Raw genomic sequence first — 18,048 nt, 5'->3', positions numbered from 1 at the left:
CGTGTTTCGCGCTACGCTTCCGCTCGGGGCTTTCCAACCGCCAGTGGCTTGCCGATGAATCTGCTCGATCCGCAAGGACCTGTGGCTGCGGCCAACAGCACCATCCTGGTCGATTCCGTCTTCATCATGCTCGTGATCGTGGTGCCGACCATCATCGCGATCCTGGGCTTCGCGTTCTGGTTTCGCGCGTCGAATCCGAAGGCGCGCTTCCAGCCCGACTTCGTCTATTCCGGGCGCGTCGAGATGGTGGTGTGGGCGATCCCGGCGCTTACCGTCATCCTGCTCGGCGGCGTCGCCTGGATCGGCTCGCACCAGCTCGATCCCGCGGCGCCCGTGCCGGGCACCGGCAGCCCGGTGCGCATCCAGGCCGTCTCGCTCGACTGGAAATGGCTGTTCATCTATCCGGACCAGGGCATCGCCACCGTCAACACGTTGACGGTACCGGCCGGGGCCGAGCTGAATTTCCAGCTGACATCGTCGAGCGTGATGAACACGTTCTTCATCCCCCAGCTCGGCAGCATGATCTACACCATGAACGGCATGGTGACGAAGCTGAACCTGCGCGCCGACAATGAAGGCAAGCTCCAGGGCCTGTCCGCGCATTTCTCCGGCGACGGATTCCCCGACATGATGTTCGACGTCAACGTGGTCTCGCCGCTCGCCTTTCCGGACTGGGTGGCGACCACCGCAAAGACCGATGCCGTGCTGAATGCGGACAGCTACAAGAAGCTGATGCAGCAGGGCATCGAGAAGGGCCGGCCGGTCTACCGCCTCGAAGACCCGCGCTTGTTCGACCTGATCGCGACCCAGCACATTCCGCCGGGGCCCGGGCCGGAGCTGCTCTCCGATGCCGGCCGTCCGCACAGTGGAGGCCACGATGCTCGGTAAGCTCGATTGGTCGGCCATTCCATTCGATCAGCCGATTCCGCTTGCCGCGGGCGCGGTGGTGCTGGTCGCGATCCTTGCCGTGCTGGCCTGGGTCGTGGTGAAGGGACATCTGCCCTATCTCTGGAGCGAATGGATCACCAGCGTCGATCACAAGCGCATCGGCGTCATGTACGTGCTGCTGGCCTCGGTGATGCTGCTGCGCGGCGGCAGCGATGCCATCATGATGCGGATCCAGCAGGCGGTTGCCTACCAGTCGCAGGGTTATCTGCCGCCCGAGCACTACAACCAGATATTTTCGGCGCACGGCACCATCATGATCTTCTTCGTGGCGATGCCGTTCGTGATCGGGCTGATGAACCTGATCGTGCCGCTCCAACTCGGCGTGCGCGATGTCGCTTTCCCGACGCTGAATTCGGTCGGCTTCTGGCTGACCGCGACCGGCGCGCTGCTGGTCAATATTTCGCTCGTGGTCGGCGAATTCGCCCGCACCGGCTGGCTCGCCTTTCCACCGCTGTCGGAATTGTCCTACTCGCCAGGCGTCGGCGTCGATTACTATGCCTGGTCACTCCAGATCTCGGGCGTCGGGACGCTGGTGGCCGGCATCAATCTCGTCACCACGGTGCTGAAGCTGCGCACCCGGGGCATGAACTATCTGCGCATGCCGATGTTCTGCTGGACCACGCTGGCCTCAAATCTCCTCATCGTCGCAGCCTTTCCGATCCTCACCGCCACGCTCGCGATGCTCTTGCTCGACCGCTACCTCGGCTTCCACTTCTTCACCAACGAGGCCGGCGGCAACGTCATGATGTTCATGAATTTGATCTGGGCCTGGGGCCATCCGGAGGTTTACATCCTGGTGCTGCCGGCCTTCGGCATCTTCTCCGAGGTGGTCTCGACCTTTTCCGGCAAGGCGCTGTTCGGCTACCGCTCGATGGTGCTCGCCACCATGGCGATCTGCGTCATCTCCTTCATGGTCTGGCTGCATCATTTCTTCACGATGGGAGCAGGGCCCGACGTCAACGCCATCTTCGGCATCGCCAGCATGATCATCGCGGTGCCGACGGGGGTGAAGATCTACAACTGGCTGTTCACGATGTATGGCGGCCGCATCCGCTTCGCGACGCCGATGCTGTGGGCGGTCGGCTTCATGGTGACCTTCATCGTCGGCGGATTGACGGGCGTCCTGCTCGCGGTGCCGCCGGCCGACTTCATGCTCCACAACAGCATGTTCCTGGTGGCGCACTTCCACAACGTCATCATCGGCGGCGTGCTGTTCGGCGCCTTCGCCGGCTTCGAATACTGGTTTCCGAAGGCGTTCGGTTTCCGCCTCGACGAACGCTGGGGCAAGGCCGGGTTCTGGTTCACCTTCCTCGGCTTCTTCATCACCTTCGTCCCGCTCTATATCGCTGGCATGCTCGGCATGACGCGGCGCATGCAACATTATGACGTCGCGGCGTGGCGGCCCTGGATGATCGTTGCAGCGATCGGCATGGCGGTGCTGACGATCGGTGTGATCTGCCAGATCGTGCAACTCGTCGTCAGCATCCGCAACCGCGAGGCCTTGCGCGACCGCACCGGCGATCCCTGGGACGGGCGCTCGCTGGAATGGGCGACCTCGTCGCCGCCGCCGGCGTTCAATTTCGCGTTCAATCCTGACGTGCGCGGCGAGGATGCCTATTGGGACATGAAGGCCCGTGCCCAGCAGCAATCGCTGGAGCGTGAGGAGCCCGAATATCATGATATCGAGATGCCCCGGAACTCGCCGACCGGCTTTGTCTGCGCGTTCTTCGCCACCGTCATGGGCTTTGCGCTGATCTGGCACATCTGGTGGATGGTGATCCTGGGCGGCCTCGGCGCCTTCGCGACCTTCGTCGTGTTCGCCTGGCGCGACCATGATGAGTACGTCATTCCGGCCGACGAGGTCGCAGCGATAGACCGCATCAATCTCGAGGAACGGCGCAAGCTCGTCAGCATGGCGGGAGCAGCCTGATGGCGATGACCGCAACCGCCGGCCACGCGCACGCCGATCCCCATCACATCGGCGTCATCATCGAGCATCCCGGACCCGCGTCGAAGCGGATCGTGACCGCCTACGGCTTCTGGGTCTTCCTGCTCTCGGACATCGTGATGTTCTCCTGCTTCTTTGCAGCCTATGCGGTGCTGGTCGGCCAGACCGCCGGCGGCCCGAAGGGCGCGGAGATCTTCGAGCAGAAGAACGTCGCGATCGAGACAGTCTGCCTGTTGCTGTCGAGCTTCACCTGCGGCATGGCCAGCATCGCGGCCGATGTGCGCAACCGGTTCTGGTTCTATCTCGGCATGACCGTGACCTGCGTGCTCGGGCTCATATTCCTCGTCATCGAGTTCCGCGAATTCGCCGATCTCGTCGCGCGCGGCTACGGCCCGTCGCGCAGCGCGTTCCTGACCGCGTTCTTCTCGCTGGTCGGCTGCCACGGTCTGCACGTCTCGGCCGGCGTGCTATGGCTCCTCACCATGATGGCCCAGGTGTTCGCAAAGGGCTTTCGCGCCGACGTCTTGCGCCGGATGATGTGCTTTGCGCTGTTCTGGCATGCGCTCGACATCATCTGGGTCGGGGTCTTCTCCGTCGTCTACCTGCTTGGGAGTGCGGTATGAGCGATCAGACGCATGCGCGGACCGACCATGACCTCGCGCCCGGCGAGGAAGAGCAACACAGTCTCGGCACCCGCATCCTCGGTTACGTCGTCGGCCTTGTCCTGGCGCTGCTGCTCACGGCGACGTCGTTCTTCATCGCTGGAACCGATCTGGTCTGGCAACCTTCCATTCCCGTCGCGCTGATCGTGCTCGCGATCGCGCAGATGGGCGTGCATTTGGTGTTCTTCCTGCACATCACCACCGGCCCCGACAACACCAACAACGTGCTGGCGCTCGCCTTCGGGCTTCTCGTCGTCTTCCTGGTGGTCGGAGGAACCGTCTGGATCATGGCGCATCTCAACGCCAACATGCCGCCGATGGACCGCATCATGATGCGGCAGTAGGTCATTGATGGCGATAGAACAAAACGTTTTGATGTGCTGACGTTTCCACGTCGTCATGGCCGGGCTTGACCCGGCCATCCACGTCTTGCTCTTCGGCGCGAAGAACTTGGATGCCCGGGACAAGTCCGGGCATGACGGTCTCGATTAGTATTGATGCACAAAAAAGAAGAGCCGCTTGTGATGACAAGCGGCCCAAGTCTAGGGAGGAAACGCCCGAGCAAGGCAATCGGGCCGAAGCCGGATTGCTGCCAAGGAACACGCTCGCGCAAGGCGCTTGCGTATGTTCATTAGGTGCAGCAACTCTCGATTCGGTTCAATTCCGGATCAATACGGTCTCGGAATACTACTCACAGCTGTGTGATCGAACTTTTCACTTTGGCCGGCGGCAATTATAGGCCTTGCGGAAGCCGGCCGCCTGGGCGTCGTCCTCCGAGCAGAACCAGCGGTCCGGCTTGGTGGTCGCCGGATAGCTCGGGCACCCCCGCAGATGATAGATGCCGATATTGCCAGTGACGCGCGCGCGCACCGCGAGCTTGCCCTTGATGCTGCAACTCGGCGGCATCGTCAGCTCCTCCGGGAACAGCACGGCACGGATTTCCTTGTCGCGGTCCGGGCGGCAGGCGTTGCCGAGGAGCGCGCCGTCCTTCTTGCCGGTGCGAAAATCTTGCGGTGCAACAAAGCAACCTTTCCAGATCCCAGCCGCCGCCGTCTTGGCTTCAGTCGCGGCCGGCTTGACGTTGGCCTTGATCGGCTCGCGCGCGATGGCGAAGCCGAGCTTGATCAGCTGCTCGTTCAAGCTGGTCTTGTCGCCGTCGGCCGTGCAGATGGCGCGGTGGCGCTTGCCAAAGCTCTTTTCCGGCCCGACATCGTCGCAGCGCACCGTTCGTTTGCCGATCAGCTTCGCCAGCTGGTCGCGGGCCTCGATGCCACAGGTCCAGGAATCGGCGTGATCGTCGATGCAGACTTGGTCCAGTTCGGGCGCGTCGACGCCGTCGAGCCGATAGGTGACGTCGCCAACCTGGATGGAGTTGCCGTCACGGACCGTCGCGGCGCCAGTCAGCGCTGAGACTGGCCCGGAACAGGCCAGAAATCCGGACACGGCGAAAAGCGAAACGAGCGCAAAAGCGCGGGCGGTGGCAAAGAATTTCTGGAAGGACATACGGTCTCGCTATCGATGGCGCGTGCGCCCTGTTCCTAGCATCCGGATGGGGGCGATACCAATGGTCTGCGCTCTGCGAAGTGTGACATTCCGGCCTCGCGGCTTTACTCGGCCGTTGCTCTGATCCTATCGTTCGCGAGCCTCGCGGAGAGCGAAAGGTCGAATCGCCCGGAAAGCGGCGAGGGGGAGGAAAAGGTTGCGATGAAAGACCCCGTGGACGTCCTGATCATCGGTGCCGGCGCTTCGGGCGCGGCGGTGGCGTGGTCGCTGGCCGAGACCAAGATGCATATTCTCTGCCTGGAGCAGGGCGGCTGGATGAACCCGGCGGAATATCCCAGCACGGGGCGTGACTGGGAGGCCAAGTTCTACGGCGAATGGTCGTCGAGCCCCAACGTTCGCGGCCGTCCCGAGGACTACCCGATCAACGATGACAATTCACCGATCAAGGTGGTCAACTACAACGCCGTCGGCGGCTCGACGGTGATGTACACCGCGCACTGGCCGCGGCTGCATCCCTCCGATTTCAAGGTGAAGACGCTCGACGGCGTCGCCGACGACTGGCCGATCGACTACGACGCGCTGACCCCGTTCTTCGAAGAGAACGACCGGATCATGGGGACGTCGGGGCTGTCAGGCGATCCGCTCTCGCCGCTGACGCATCCGCCGATGCCGCAACAGCCGCTCGGACTGTCCGGCGCCATCATCGGCAAGGCCATGAACAAGCTGGGCTGGCACTGGTGGCCGTCGGACACCACGGTCGCAACGATGGACTATGAGGGCCGGGCGCGCTGCATCAATCTCGGCCATTGCACGCCGGCCTGCGCGCAAGGCGCAAAGTCCTCTACCGACATCACCTATTGGCCGCATGCGGTGCGCGCCGGTGTCGAGCTGCGCACCCACTGCCGGGTGCGCGAGATCACCACCGACGAGAACGGCATGGCCTCGGGCGTGGTCTATTACGACAAGGACGGTGTCGAACAGTTTCAGCCCGCGCATGTCGTCATCATCGCCTGCAACGGCGTCGGCACGCCGCGGCTGCTGCTGAATTCGGCCTCCTCGCGCTTTCCGAAGGGCCTTGCCAATTCGTCGGGCCTCGTCGGCAAGAACCTGATGTTCCACCCCTATGCGCAGATCTACGGCTATGTGAAGGAGCCGACCGACTCCAATCGCGCGCCGCCGACCTGCCTGTGGAGCAAGGAGTGGTATGACACGGACCTGTCGCGCGGCTTCGTGCGCGGCTATGGCGTGCAGTTCGTGCGCGGGGCAGGGCCGGTGTTCGAGGCCGTCGTCAGCGAGCAGAAGGGCATCCTGCCCTGGGGCGCGGATCATCACGGCGTGTTCCGCAAGCTCAACGGCCATCGGCTGGGATTCTCCGCCATTTGCGAGGACCTCCCCGAAGAGCACAACCAGGTCACGCTCGATCCTGTGCTGAAGGACGGCCACGGTATTCCGGCGCCGAAGATCGACTACACGATCTCCGAGAACAGCCGGAAGATGATGGAGCATGCGCTGGCCCGCGGCCGCGAGATCCTCGAGACGGCAGGAGCCACCGACATCTGCATCAACTCGCCGATTCCCTGGGGAGGCTGGCACCTGCTCGGCACGGCGCGGATGGGCACCGACCCCGAACGCTCCGTGGTCAACGAATGGGGGCGGACGCACGACGTGAAGAATCTCTTCATCGTCGACGGAAGCATCTTCGTCACCTCGGGCGGGGTGAACCCGACCTCCACCATCCAGGCCCTCGCGCTCTACATCGCCGACCAGATGAAGCAGCGCCTCGCCAATCTGTTCGACTGAGAATGATTTCATTCAAACGCAGCTGCGTGCTCGGTGCACCTCTCCCGCGTGCGGGAGAGGTCGGCGCAACGCGCCGGGTGAGGGCTGTCTCCCCACAGGGGGGCCCTCTGTGGAGATACCCTCTCCCCAACCCTCCCCCGCAAGCGGGGGAGGGAGCAGACCATCATCGCTGCGCCAGAAGAGGACGCCATGACTGATTACGTTTCCCTCACGCCGCGGCAGCGCCAGGACTTGCGCACTGTTTCGGCCATGATCATCCCGGCAAGCGAGGAATACCGTGTGCCCGGCGCCGACGATCCCGCGATCCAGGCCGATATGCTGGCAACGCTCGGCCGCGATACGAAGCAGGTCATGGCCGCGCTGGATCATCTGGCGCGGCTGGCAGGCCTGCCGCTCGCCGAACTCGATGCTGCCAGGCGCGATGCGGTGGCGCAGGAGTTTCGCAAGAACGGCGGCGCGGCCGCCGCAACGCTCGTCCGTGTCGTGCTGCAATGCTACTACCGCGACGACCGTGTGCTGCGTTCGCTCGGGATCGAGCTGCGCGCCCCATTCCCCAAGGGCCACGTGCTTCCGGACGGCGATTGGTCGTTGCTCGATCCGGTCAAGGCCAGGTCTGGCACGTTGCGACGGGCGCCCTAGCCACCCGGGCAGTCCAGTCTTGCGCCCCAGGCGGGCACCTTGCGCCAGGGGGAACAGGCCACCATCTGTGTGAGCCTCAAGGACTCTTGCCATGTTGGACTTCACCTCAGAGATCGCCGATGACGCACCGTCATCGCGAACGACGGCGGCTACCCCGGTCGATGACCGGGCCCTGCTGGACGCCTATTCCAATGCCGTTATCGACGTAACCGACCGGGTCGGCCCTGCGGTCGTGCGCGTCGAGACCGGGCCAAAGGTGCCGAACGGCCGCGAGCGAGGCGGGCTCGGCTCCGGCATCGTGATCTCGCCTGACGGACTCGTGCTCACCAACAGCCATGTGGTCGGCTCCTCCAGGGAGATCCGGCTGCGCGACGTCGAGGGCCATGTCGGCGACGCCCGGGTGCTTGGTGTCGATCCCGACACCGACCTTGCGCTGCTGCGTGCCAATGGCGTGCGCGACTTGCCCTATGCCGCGCTCGGCAACTCCAAGACGTTGCGGCGCGGCCAGCTCGTGATCGCGATCGGCAATCCGCTCGGTTTCGAGTCGACCGTGACCGCCGGCGTGGTCTCGGCGCTGGGGCGCTCGATCCGCTCGGTGAGCGGGCGCACCATCGAGGACGTGATCCAGACCGATGCCGCGCTCAACCCCGGCAATTCCGGCGGCCCGCTGGTGTCGTCGAATGCCGAGGTGATCGGCATCAACACCGCCATCATCAACGGTGCCCAAGGCATCTGCTTCGCCGTTGCCAGCAACACCGCGCAATTCGTGCTGTCGGAGATCATCCGCCACGGCTATGTCCGCCGCGCCTATATCGGCGTCGCCGGGCAGACCGCGCCGGTCCCGCGGCGGCACGCGGTGCTGGCCGGCGTAGAGAACAAGATGGGCGCGCTCTTGATGCAGATCGAGCCTGATGGACCTGCGGCGAAGGCGGGCCTGTTGTCCGGCGACGTCGTCATCAAGCTTGATGGCGTCGAGATCAACGGCGTCGACGATCTGATCCGGGTGCTCGACCGCGACCGGATCGGCCGGCGGCTCGCCATGGACGTGCTCCGGCTCGGTCGCCTGCGGGCTTTCGACATCGACCCGGTCGAGCGTAAGCCGGCGCGCTAGCTGCGGGCCAGCGGGCGGGGTATGACGGTGTCATGCCTCGCCTTCGGAAGCCTGCCGCATGATGCCGGCGCATGAGACCTACGACGTCATCGTCATCGGCGCCGGTGCCGGTGGCATGACGGCGGCGGCAGTGGCCGCGGCCGAAGGCCTGCGCGTGCTGGTGATCGAGAAGACCGCCTTCGTCGGCGGCACCACCGCATGGTCCGGCGGCATGGTCTGGATTCCCGCCAATGCCAGGATGAAAGAGGCGGGACTGTCCGACAGCATCACGGATGCCGTGCAGTATCTGTCGAGCACGGTGCCCGAGCCTGCCAATGCCAGCCTGCGCGCCGCCTTCCTCGCGCGCGGACCGGAGGCGATCGCCTATCTCGAAGCCAACACCGAGGTGCGGCTCCAGCCGGTGAAAGCCTATCCGGATTATTATCCGGAGCGGCTGGGTGCGACGGCGGGCGGCCGCGTGCTGGAGCCGGTCGCTTTCAACGGCACGCGGCTGGGCAAGGCTTTCGCGCGTTTGCGGGCACCGCTGCCGGAGTTCACGCTGTTCGGCGGGATGATGGTCAACCGCCTCGACATCCCGCATTTGCGCCGGGCCGGAAAATCGCTGCGCTCGACACTGCGCACCGCACGTCTCGTCTCCGCGTATGCGTGGCAGCGCTTGCGCGCGCCGCGCGGCACGACGCTGCATCTCGGCAATGCGCTCGCTGCGCGGCTCTATGCCTCGCTATTGGCGCGCCAGGTCGAGATCCTCTTCAGCGCCGATGTCGAGGACTTGTCGATGCAAGGCGATCGCGTCGCCGGTGTGGTGATCCGCCACGGTTCCCGCGATCGCCTGATCGCGTCGCGGCGCGGCGTGGTGCTCGCCACCGGCGGCTTCTCGCACGATGCGAGCCTGCGCAAACGCTTCTTCCCGGCCGGCGCCGGGTTGATCTCGGCGACCAACACATCAGGGGCAGGCGACGGGCTTCGGCTTGCGATGACGGCTGGGGCAGCGCTCAATACGGACGCGACGAGCCCGGCCTATTGGGTGCCGGCGTCGCTGTTCCGCCGGGCCGACGGCACCCGTGGCGTGTTTCCGCACACGGTGACCGATCGCGCCAAGCCCGGCGTGATCGCCGTCAATGAAGCAGGCAGGCGCTTCGTCAACGAAGCGCTGTCCTACCACGAGTTCGTGCTCGCGATGCTGCGCGACGGCAATGACGAGCGGGACCGGCCGTTCTACCTGATCTGCGACCGCCCGTTTCTCTGGAGCTATGGCCTTGGCCGCATCAAGCCCTTCACGCGTAGCTATCGGCGCTATGTGACAAGCGGTGAGCTGGTCGAGGCGCCAGACATTGCGCAGCTTGCGGCGAGGATCGGCATCAAGCCGCCGACGCTCGCGGCGACGGTCGCGCGCTACAATGCGGATGCGAAGGAGGGCCGCGATGGCGAATTCGGTCGCGGCAGCACCATCTACCAGCGCCACCTCGGCGATGCCGGACACAAGCCAAATCCATGCGTTGCGCCGATCACTCGCGCGCCGTTTTTCGCGATGCGCATCCATCCGGCCGATCTCGGCACGGCGATCGGCATGAAGGTCGATGCACAGGCGCGCGTGCTGCGCGAGGACGGCACGCCGATCACGGGCCTCTATGCCTGCGGCAACGACATGGCCTCGATCATGAATGGGAACTATCCGGGGCCGGGCATCACGCTCGGGCCGGCGCTGACGTTCGGCTATATCGCGGGGCGTCATTTGGCGGAGGGGGCGGCAATGGCGCCAACCGCCGCGAAGACGGCTGTCTGATTGTAGCCCCCGCTCTATCCCCGTCATTGCGAGCGTAGCGAAGCAATCCAGAAATCCCTCCGCGGAGGCAGTCTGGATTGCTTCGTCGCATCAGCGCAAAATTGCTTCGCAATTTTGTCGCGAGCTCCTCGCAATGACGTGGATAGAGCGCGGTCTCTAACTGCTACTCCGCCGCCGCGGCGAAGCGGCTGTTCTCCAGCTCCGCTTCGAGCCGCGCGCTCTCCGCCGCCGCCAGCTTGATGTTGGCTTCCTTGACGTGACCGAAGCCGCGGATGGTCTCGGGCACGCGCGCGACGCGCGCCAGCAATGGAATCTGCTCCGCCTTCAGCCTGACCATCCGCTGGTCGATCATGCCGAGATAATCCGCGACCAGCTTCCGCTCGGTCCGGCGTTCCTCGGTGCGGCCGAACGGATCGAATGCGCTGCCGCGCAGGAACTTGAGCTTGGCGAGAACGCGGAAGGCGTGGATCATCCAGCCGCCGAATTCCTGCTTCTGGAGCCGGCCCGTTGTCTTGTCGCGCTTCGCGAAGATCGGTGGCGCGAGGTGGTACTTCAGCGTGAAGTCGCCGTCGAATTTTTCCGACACCTTTTTCGCAAAGCTGCCGTCGGTGTAGAGCCGTGCGACCTCGTACTCGTCCTTGTAGGACATCAGCTTGAACAGGTTTTTCGCGACGGCCTCGGTCAGCTCCGTGGATGCGGGCGAAGCCGCGCTCTCCGCCTTGCGCACCTTGGCGATTGCCGCGAGGTAGCGATCCGCGTACGCCTTGTCCTGATAGCCCGTCAGGAACTCAGCACGGGTCGCGATGATGTCGTCCAGCGACTTGGTCGGCGCGGTCGCCCTGTTCTTGAACTGCAGCACGCTGCGCACCCGCGACATGTCGTGGGCGGCGAGGCGACCCCAGGTGAAGGCGAGCTTGTTCATCTCGATTGCGGCGCCGTTGATCTCGATGGCGCGGAGCAGAGCTTCGAGCGACAGCGGGATCGCGCCCTTCTGGAAGGCAAAGCCGAGCATGAAGGGATTGGTGGCGATGCTGTCGCCCATCAGCGCCGCGGCAATACCGGTCGCGTCGATGATGTCGAGGTTCTTGTCCCCGACGGCGTCGCGCAGCACCGTCTGCATCGTGCCCATCTCGAAATCGAGATCGGGGTTTTGCACGAAGCTCGCGGTCGGCTGCAGGTCGGCATTGATGTAGGCCCTGGTCACGCCGCGCTCGGCGCGGCTGAGAGCGGTCGGGCCGGCCGAGACGATCATGTCGCAGCCCAGGATGACGTCGGCGCCGCCGGTGGTGATGCGGACCGCCGAGATATCTTCCGGCTTCGGCGCGATGCGGACATGGCTCATCACCGCGCCGTTCTTCTGCGACAGGCCGGTGAAGTCCAGCGCCGAGCAGCCGCGGCCGTCGACATGGGCGGCCATGCCGAGCAGGGCACCGATGGTGATGACGCCGGTGCCGCCGATGCCGGTGACGAGGATGTTGTAGGGGCCGTCGAGCTCACGCGCGGGCGGCAGCGGCAAATCGGCGAACAGTTGACCCGAGTCCACCGCCGAGGTCTTCATGCGCTTCAGCGAACCACCATGCACGGTCACAAAACTCGGGCAAAAACCCTCGACGCAGGAAAAGTCCTTGTTGCAGTTCGACTGGTCGATCTGGCGCTTGCGGCCGAACTCGGTTTCCAGCGGTTGCACCGAGACGCAGTTGGAGGCCTGCGAGCAGTCGCCGCAGCCTTCGCAGACGAGCTCGTTGATGAAGGCGCGCTTTGCGGGATCGGGATAAAGCCCCCGCTTGCGGCGGCGGCGCTTTTCCGCGGCGCAGGTCTGATCGTAGATGACGACGGTGAGGCCCTTGATGTCGCGCAGCTCGCGCTGCACGGCATCGAGCTCGCGGCGATGATGGATGGTCGCGCCTTGCGGGAAGTAGTTGCCTTGCGGGTACTTGCTCGGATCGTCCGAGACGATCGCAAGCCGCTTCACGCCCTCGGCCCAGACCTGATGCGCGATCTGCGCGACGTTGAAGGCGCCTTCGGCGGGCTGGCCGCCGGTCATCGCGACGGCGTCGTTGTAGAGGATCTTGTAGGTGATGTTGATGCCGGCGGCGGACGCGGCGCGCAGCGCCAGAAGGCCGGAGTGGGTATAGGTGCCGTCGCCAAGGTTTTGAAAGATATGCGTCTCGGTGGTGAAGGGCGACTGGCCGATCCAGTTCACACCCTCGGCACCCATGTGCGAGATCAGATCGGTGCGCCGGGTCGGCATGCTCAGGGCCATGCCGTGGCAGCCGATGCCGGCCATGGCGCGGCTGCCCTCGGGCACGCGCGTCGAGGTGTTGTGCGGGCAGCCCGAGCAGAAAAACGGCGTTCGCGCGAGCTTGATCTGCGTGCTGGTGGTGAGAGGATTGTCGAAAGCCTCTAGCCGCGCCAGCCGCTGCTCCAGCACCGGGCTGTGATGACCGAGCTTGCGCAAGCGCGCCACCAATGCGCCCGCGACGATGGTCGGCGTCAACTCGCCCTCGCTCGGCAGCAGCGGCGCGCCGCGCTCGTCGCGCTTGCCCGTGACGGTCGGGCGCCTGGACGCATCGATATTGTAGAGGATGCGCATGAGCTGGTCTTCGATGAAGCCGCGCTTCTCCTCGACGACAAGCACATCCTGAAGACCTTCAGCGAAACGTTTCGCGCCGCTTTCCTCCAGCGGCCAGGTCATCGCCACCTTGTAGATGCGCAAGCCGAGATCCTGCGCGTCCTTGTCGGTGATCCCCAAGTCGGCGAGCGCCTGGCGCAGATCGAGATAGGCCTTGCCGGTCGCGACGATGCCGAGCCGCGCCGGCTTGGAGTCGAGCACGATGCGGTCGAGCTGGTTGGCGCGGGCAAAAGCCTGCACGGCCGCCATCTTCGGGCCGAACAGGCGGCGCTCCGCTTCCAGCGGCGGGTCAGGCCAGCGGATGTTGAGGCCGCCGGGCGGCATCTCGAAATCATCGGGGAGCCTGATCTGGATGCGTTCGGGATCGCTGTAGATCGAGGCCGAGCTCTCGACGGTCTCGCTGATCGCCTTGAAGCCGACCCAGCAACCAGAGAAGCGGGACAGCGCAAAGCCATAGAGGCCGAGATCGAGATAGTCCTGGAGCGTTGCGGGATTGATCACGGGGATCAGCGCGGCCGCGAACACCTGCTCGCTCTGGTGCGCCAGCGTCGAGGACTGGCAGCCGTGGTCGTCACCCGCGAGCGCCAGCACGCCGCCATTGAGCGAGGTGCCGGCCGCATTGGCATGTTTGAGTGCATCCACCGAGCGGTCGACGCCGGGGCCCTTGCCGTACCAGATGCCGAACACGCCATCGACCTTGGCACCGGGAAACAGGCCGACCTGCTGGCTGCCCCAGACGGCTGTCGCCGCGAGATCCTCATTCAGGCCGGGGACGAAGGCGATGTCGTGCTGCTGGAGGTGCGATTTGGCACGCCACAACGCGTGGTCGTACATGCCGAGCGGGGAGCCGCGATAGCCCGAGATGAAACCGCCGGTGTTGAGGCCCTGAAGTCGGTCGCGTTCGCGCTGCAACATGGGCAAGCGGACCAGGGCCTGCGTTCCGGACAGGAAGATCCGCTTCGATTCGAGCCGGTATTTGTCGTCCAGCTCGACCTGCATCAGCGTCATTTCGGAAGTCCTCGGCTCTGGTTCGGGCGTTTATTCTATTTGGGGTTTGCGCTGCGGGAGGGTTTGCGGCTGCGCGACGCGAATTGTGACAGTCAAAAGCATGCAACGACGAAGTCAATATCGCTGGCCGCATCCGTGGCGCTCCTGCTAGTCATGGCTTCCAGTGGAGAGCACCATGACTGCGAACGCATTCGACACCGAGATCACGGAAACGGCCGAGGCGCTGATCGGACCGTGGCGTCAGCCGCGCCAGATGCTGCAGGCGCAGACCTACGATGCGCACGCCTCGATCCACGACGACGCCACCGCGCAGAAGCTCGGCTTCAAGGGCGGCACGATCGAGGGGCCCACGCATTTCAGCCAGTTCGCACCGCTCGGCGCGCGGCTGTGGGGACGGGCCTGGTTCGAGACGGGATGCCTCTCCGCGCATTACCGCAGCGTCTGCTATGAGGGGGAGGAGGTGCAGGCGATCCTGTCGAAGCCTCTGCCCGGCACGAGCCAGTGCCAGGTCCAGATGGTCAAGCGCGACGGCACGGAGGTGCTGCGCGGCACGGCCTCGGTCGGCGAGCCGCACGTAGCGACCGCGCTGGAAGCGCGTCTTGCCGAGCTCAAGCCGCTCGCCGATCCCGTGATCCTGCGCGACGTGAAAGTTGCCCAGACCAGCAGGCGGCAGTCGGTCCGCATGGCCTTCGACCAGACCATGGGCGACCTCTATCCGTTCTCCCTCCGGCAAAAGCTCGCCGTCATCACAGAGAGCTCGCCGTATTATTCGGGCGCCGACAATCCCTGGCGCAAGCCCATCATCCCGATGGAGATGCTGAGCGTGCTGTTCCAGTATCGCTCCAAGGACGATCCGCTGCCGGCCAAGGGACCGGCGGTCGGCCTGTTCGCCGATCAGGAGATCAGGCTGGTGAAGGGCCCGCTCTTCGTCGACGAAGACTACGAAGTCGAACGCGAGGTGGTCGCGCTCTCCGGCAGCCGGCGCACTGAAAGCGCCTGGGTGAAGACGCGCGTGTTCGACAAGGCGGGCACGATGGTCGCGACCATGCTGCTGAACATGGCGACGCTGAAGGATTCATACGCGTCCTATGAGGACGAGTATCGGCTGCTGTATGGGACGGGGCGATAGCGCCCCGGAATGACGACGCGAGAGCGCTCATCCTTTAAGCAAGTGCACGTCGCAAAGCCGTCGCACAGGGAATAAGCCGCCCTCGATCTCCGGCGTAACCTACTGAACGCCCAACGAATTCGCTCGCGGCTCACGTTCCACCGCAATTGTGCACAATGGCACGGTGCTTGCAGAACTTCTGGCAAAGCGAGTTCTCGCGATGGGGGGCATCATGTCGAACTCAACCAAGCCGACACTGGGCGTCATCAGCGCCGAGCCCGAGCCGGTCAAGCTCGACTGGCCCTCCACGGCGCTTCTCATCATCGACATGCAGCGCGACTTCATGGAGCCCGGCGGTTTCGGTGAGACGCTCGGCAACGACGTCAGCCAGCTCGCGCGCGCGGTGAAACCGATCGGCGCGGTACTGGAGGCTGCGCGCGGGACCGGCATACTCGTGATCCACACCCGGGAAGGCCATCTGCCCGATCTCTCCGACGCGCCGCCGGCGAAGATCGAGCGCGGCGCGCCGAGCCTTCGCATCGGCGATCCCGGCCCGATGGGACGCATTCTCATCCGCGGCGAGGCCGGTCACGACATTATTCCCGAACTCTATCCGCTCGACAGCGAGATCGTCATCGACAAGCCGGGCAAGGGCGCATTCTACGCCACCGAACTCGGCGACGTCTTGGCGAAACACGGCATCGAGAACCTGCTCGTGTGCGGCGTCACCACGGAGGTCTGCGTCAACACCACCGTGCGCGAGGCAAACGACCGCGGCTATCGCTGCGTCGTCATCGCGGACGGCTGCGCATCCTACTTTCCCGAGTTTCACGAGATGGGCCTCAAGATGATCAAGGCCCAGGGCGGCATCTTCGGCTGGGTCGCCGAGTCCGCCGCAGTCCTGGACGCGATGAAGACTTCGACCACACAGGGGTAACGAGGGATCAGGCCACGCCCAGGTCGGACAGGATGTCGGCCCCAGCGCGAACCTCGTGACTCGATCCTTCAAAATCCTCGCCAATGGGCTCGCAGGCACCGCCCAGATGCCGCGCAAAGAAGGCCTCGGCGATTGCGATGTAGGAGAGCTGATTGGGCGGTTTCTGGAATCCGTGTCCTTCGTCGGGATAGACGATGTAGGTCACCGGAATGTTCTTGGCCTGCATGGCGGCAACGATGGTGTCGCTCTCCGCGATCTTGCACCGAACGTCGTTGGCGCCATGAAAGATCAGCATGGGCTTCTTGATATTGTCGATCTTGTTGATCGGTGAACGTTCGGCGAGCAGCTTGCGGCCCTCTTCAGTGCGCGGATCGCCGTAGCTGCGAAACATGAACTCTGCGAAACCGGCCCAATAGGGGGGCATCGATTCCAGGAGCGTTTGCAGGTTGGAGATGCCGACGACCGGCACCGAGCAACAGAATACTTCTGGCGTGAAAGTCGCGCCGATGAACGAGGCCAGTCCGCCGTAGGACACGCCGAAGATCGCGACCTTGTCCTTCTGGGCGATTCCCTCGGCGATCGCCCAATCGACCATGTCGATGAGATCGTCATGCATCTTTCGCGCATGCTCTTTTTCGCTGGCGGCGACGAACGCCTTGCCAAAGCCCGTCGAGCCGCGATAGTTGACGGAGAGGACGGCGTAGCCACGATCGGCGAGCCATTGGTGATCGCGGCGATAGCCATAGATATCGCGGCCCCACGGACCACCGTGGACGATGAGGACCATCGGCAGCGGCCGAGACGGGCGGTCACCATCGATATCCGCCGGCAGGGTCAGGTATGAGACCAGGGTGAGGCCGTCGCGCGACTTGCCTTGCACAGCGTGCATCGGCGCCAGGCGGTAAGGTTTCAGCTCGGGGCGCGCCGTGAACAGCTCCGTGAGAGTCTGCCTGTCTCGATCGAACAGATGATAGGTGGCCGGTTGCTCTGCCGCGTGGCTTGTCACGATCCAGCGACGATCGTCGTCGCTCTGACTCTCGACGTAAAACGCATGACGGGGGATCTGCGCTCTTATCAGATCGAGCTCGGCTGCAACCTCAGGCGTCAAGGCCGTCCATTCCGGCCGACCAGGATCGATGCAGACTGCCTCCGGCTCGAATGTCCGGGCGTTGAATATGGCTCCCGTCACGTCGGCGCGATCGCTTTTGAACAGGAGGCGCTCTTCTCCGCTGGACCAGTTGATCTGCAGCAGCGCCGACTTGTCGTGCTCCAGGCTCGAGCTCATATGGAGGTGGTTGCCCCCGGCGTCGAACATCCAGAGCCGTGTGCTCGTATAGGCTTCGTACGGGACGTCGCGCCAATGCGTGACCTTCTCCTCGTCGATGCGCCAAAGTCGTGTGCCTCCGTCGGACGCATTGCTGTGGGCATGGCGCGGCTTGAGCTGCCAGTCGAGCCCGACAAAATGGAATTCCTGGCGATTTTCCCAAACTAGCGTGCGCTGGCCGGTTGCGAGATCGAGCAGGTAGGTATCGTGCCATCGTTCGTCGCGATCGTTGAGGCTGATCGCGATCCTGTCGGGAACAACGTACGACCAGTGCGTCGGCATTGCGCGGACATTGGCGAAGGGCGTGAGATCGCGGAGTTCCAGCGTGTGGGGATCGACCACGAACAGGTGCAGATTTTCGTCGCCGTTCTCATCGTTGAGAAACATGATGAAGCGACCGTCCGGGCTCCAACTCTGCCAGTTGATTGGTCTGCCCCTGGTGCGTGTCACGGGTTGTCCTGCCGCGATGCTGTCGATCGGCGACACCCAGATGTTCAGAACGCCGTCAACCGGGGCGAGCCAGGACAGCATCTGACCATTCGGCGATAACTTGGCTCCAACATAGGTCGGATTACCAAACAGCTTCCGGCGCGGGATCAGGGGACGGGCTGACATCTGGCGTCTCTTTGGCGTCTCGCACCCTCG

13 protein-coding genes and 1 pseudogene are annotated in these 18,048 nt (G+C 64.4%); 10 read left to right on the top strand and 4 right to left on the bottom strand.

What is annotated here, in order from left to right:
• Window positions 1-54 precede the first annotated feature (54 nt).
• The 4 genes from NLM27_RS21495 to cyoD are packed head-to-tail and all read left to right on the top strand — an operon-like array spanning window position 55 to window position 3,902.
• A complete protein-coding gene (locus tag NLM27_RS21495) occupies window positions 55-888 on the top strand; it encodes a cytochrome ubiquinol oxidase subunit II (RefSeq protein WP_254145215.1) in 834 nt (277 codons plus the stop codon).
• Window positions 878-2,878: a cytochrome o ubiquinol oxidase subunit I gene (gene cyoB, locus NLM27_RS21490; protein WP_254145214.1), complete on the top strand. Its 2,001-nt coding sequence runs from the start codon at window positions 878-880 to the stop codon at window positions 2,876-2,878. Before NLM27_RS21495 ends, cyoB begins: the two co-directional genes overlap by 11 nt.
• Complete coding sequence (locus tag NLM27_RS21485; RefSeq protein WP_254145213.1) at window positions 2,878-3,519, top strand: cytochrome (ubi)quinol oxidase subunit III; 642 nt, start codon at window positions 2,878-2,880, stop codon at window positions 3,517-3,519. Before cyoB ends, NLM27_RS21485 begins: the two co-directional genes overlap by 1 nt.
• Window positions 3,516-3,902: a cytochrome o ubiquinol oxidase subunit IV gene (cyoD, locus tag NLM27_RS21480; RefSeq protein ID WP_254145212.1), complete on the top strand. Its 387-nt coding sequence runs from the start codon at window positions 3,516-3,518 to the stop codon at window positions 3,900-3,902. Before NLM27_RS21485 ends, cyoD begins: the two co-directional genes overlap by 4 nt.
• Before the next feature lies 1 nt (window position 3,903).
• Here the strand turns inward: cyoD and NLM27_RS43600 are convergent, their stop codons facing one another.
• Both NLM27_RS43600 and NLM27_RS21475 read right to left on the bottom strand, forming a co-directional pair.
• Window positions 3,904-4,035: a hypothetical protein gene (locus NLM27_RS43600; protein WP_256569998.1), complete on the bottom strand. Its 132-nt coding sequence runs from the start codon at window positions 4,033-4,035 to the stop codon at window positions 3,904-3,906.
• A 237-nt stretch (window positions 4,036-4,272) separates the two neighbouring features.
• A complete protein-coding gene (locus tag NLM27_RS21475; RefSeq protein ID WP_254145211.1) occupies window positions 4,273-5,061 on the bottom strand; it encodes a thermonuclease family protein in 789 nt (262 codons plus the stop codon).
• A gap of 201 nt (window positions 5,062-5,262) precedes the next feature.
• Between NLM27_RS21475 and NLM27_RS21470 the strand changes: the two genes are divergently transcribed.
• The 4 genes from NLM27_RS21470 (at window position 5,263) to NLM27_RS21455 (ending at window position 10,394) form a co-directional block, all read left to right on the top strand.
• Window positions 5,263-6,861 carry a GMC family oxidoreductase gene (locus tag NLM27_RS21470; protein ID WP_254145210.1) on the top strand — a complete coding sequence of 533 codons (1,599 nt, stop codon included), beginning with the start codon at window positions 5,263-5,265 and terminating at the stop codon, window positions 6,859-6,861.
• 189 nt (window positions 6,862-7,050) lie between these two features.
• Window positions 7,051-7,500 carry a gluconate 2-dehydrogenase subunit 3 family protein gene (locus tag NLM27_RS21465; RefSeq protein ID WP_254145209.1) on the top strand — a complete coding sequence of 150 codons (450 nt, stop codon included), beginning with the start codon at window positions 7,051-7,053 and terminating at the stop codon, window positions 7,498-7,500.
• A 91-nt stretch (window positions 7,501-7,591) separates the two neighbouring features.
• Window positions 7,592-8,611: a S1C family serine protease gene (locus tag NLM27_RS21460; protein ID WP_254145208.1), complete on the top strand. Its 1,020-nt coding sequence runs from the start codon at window positions 7,592-7,594 to the stop codon at window positions 8,609-8,611.
• A gap of 58 nt (window positions 8,612-8,669) precedes the next feature.
• A complete protein-coding gene (locus tag NLM27_RS21455) occupies window positions 8,670-10,394 on the top strand; it encodes an FAD-dependent oxidoreductase (protein WP_254145207.1) in 1,725 nt (574 codons plus the stop codon).
• Window positions 10,395-10,557: 163 nt separating this feature from the next.
• Here NLM27_RS21455 and NLM27_RS21450 read toward each other — a convergent pair.
• Window positions 10,558-14,049: pseudogene (locus NLM27_RS21450) on the bottom strand (indolepyruvate ferredoxin oxidoreductase family protein); the annotation flags it as partial.
• A 160-nt stretch (window positions 14,050-14,209) separates the two neighbouring features.
• On the opposite strand from NLM27_RS21450, the gene NLM27_RS21445 reads away from it, so the two are divergent.
• Together NLM27_RS21445 and NLM27_RS21440 are read left to right on the top strand one after the other, a co-directional pair.
• Window positions 14,210-15,163 carry a hypothetical protein gene (locus NLM27_RS21445; RefSeq protein WP_254145205.1) on the top strand — a complete coding sequence of 318 codons (954 nt, stop codon included), beginning with the start codon at window positions 14,210-14,212 and terminating at the stop codon, window positions 15,161-15,163.
• Window positions 15,164-15,374: 211 nt separating this feature from the next.
• Window positions 15,375-16,079, top strand: a complete 705-nt coding sequence (locus NLM27_RS21440; RefSeq protein ID WP_254145204.1) for a cysteine hydrolase family protein — start codon at window positions 15,375-15,377, stop codon at window positions 16,077-16,079.
• Window positions 16,080-16,086: 7 nt separating this feature from the next.
• Here the strand turns inward: NLM27_RS21440 and NLM27_RS21435 are convergent, their stop codons facing one another.
• Window positions 16,087-18,018 carry a S9 family peptidase gene (locus NLM27_RS21435; RefSeq protein ID WP_254145203.1) on the bottom strand — a complete coding sequence of 644 codons (1,932 nt, stop codon included), beginning with the start codon at window positions 18,016-18,018 and terminating at the stop codon, window positions 16,087-16,089.
• Window positions 18,019-18,048 lie beyond the last annotated feature (30 nt).

It is taken from the genome of Bradyrhizobium sp. CCGB12, assembly GCF_024199845.1.
Taxonomy (GTDB): domain Bacteria; phylum Pseudomonadota; class Alphaproteobacteria; order Rhizobiales; family Xanthobacteraceae; genus Bradyrhizobium.
The sequence above is the reverse complement of the archived record's forward strand: the minus strand, read 5'-3'. Positions and strand labels throughout refer to the sequence as shown.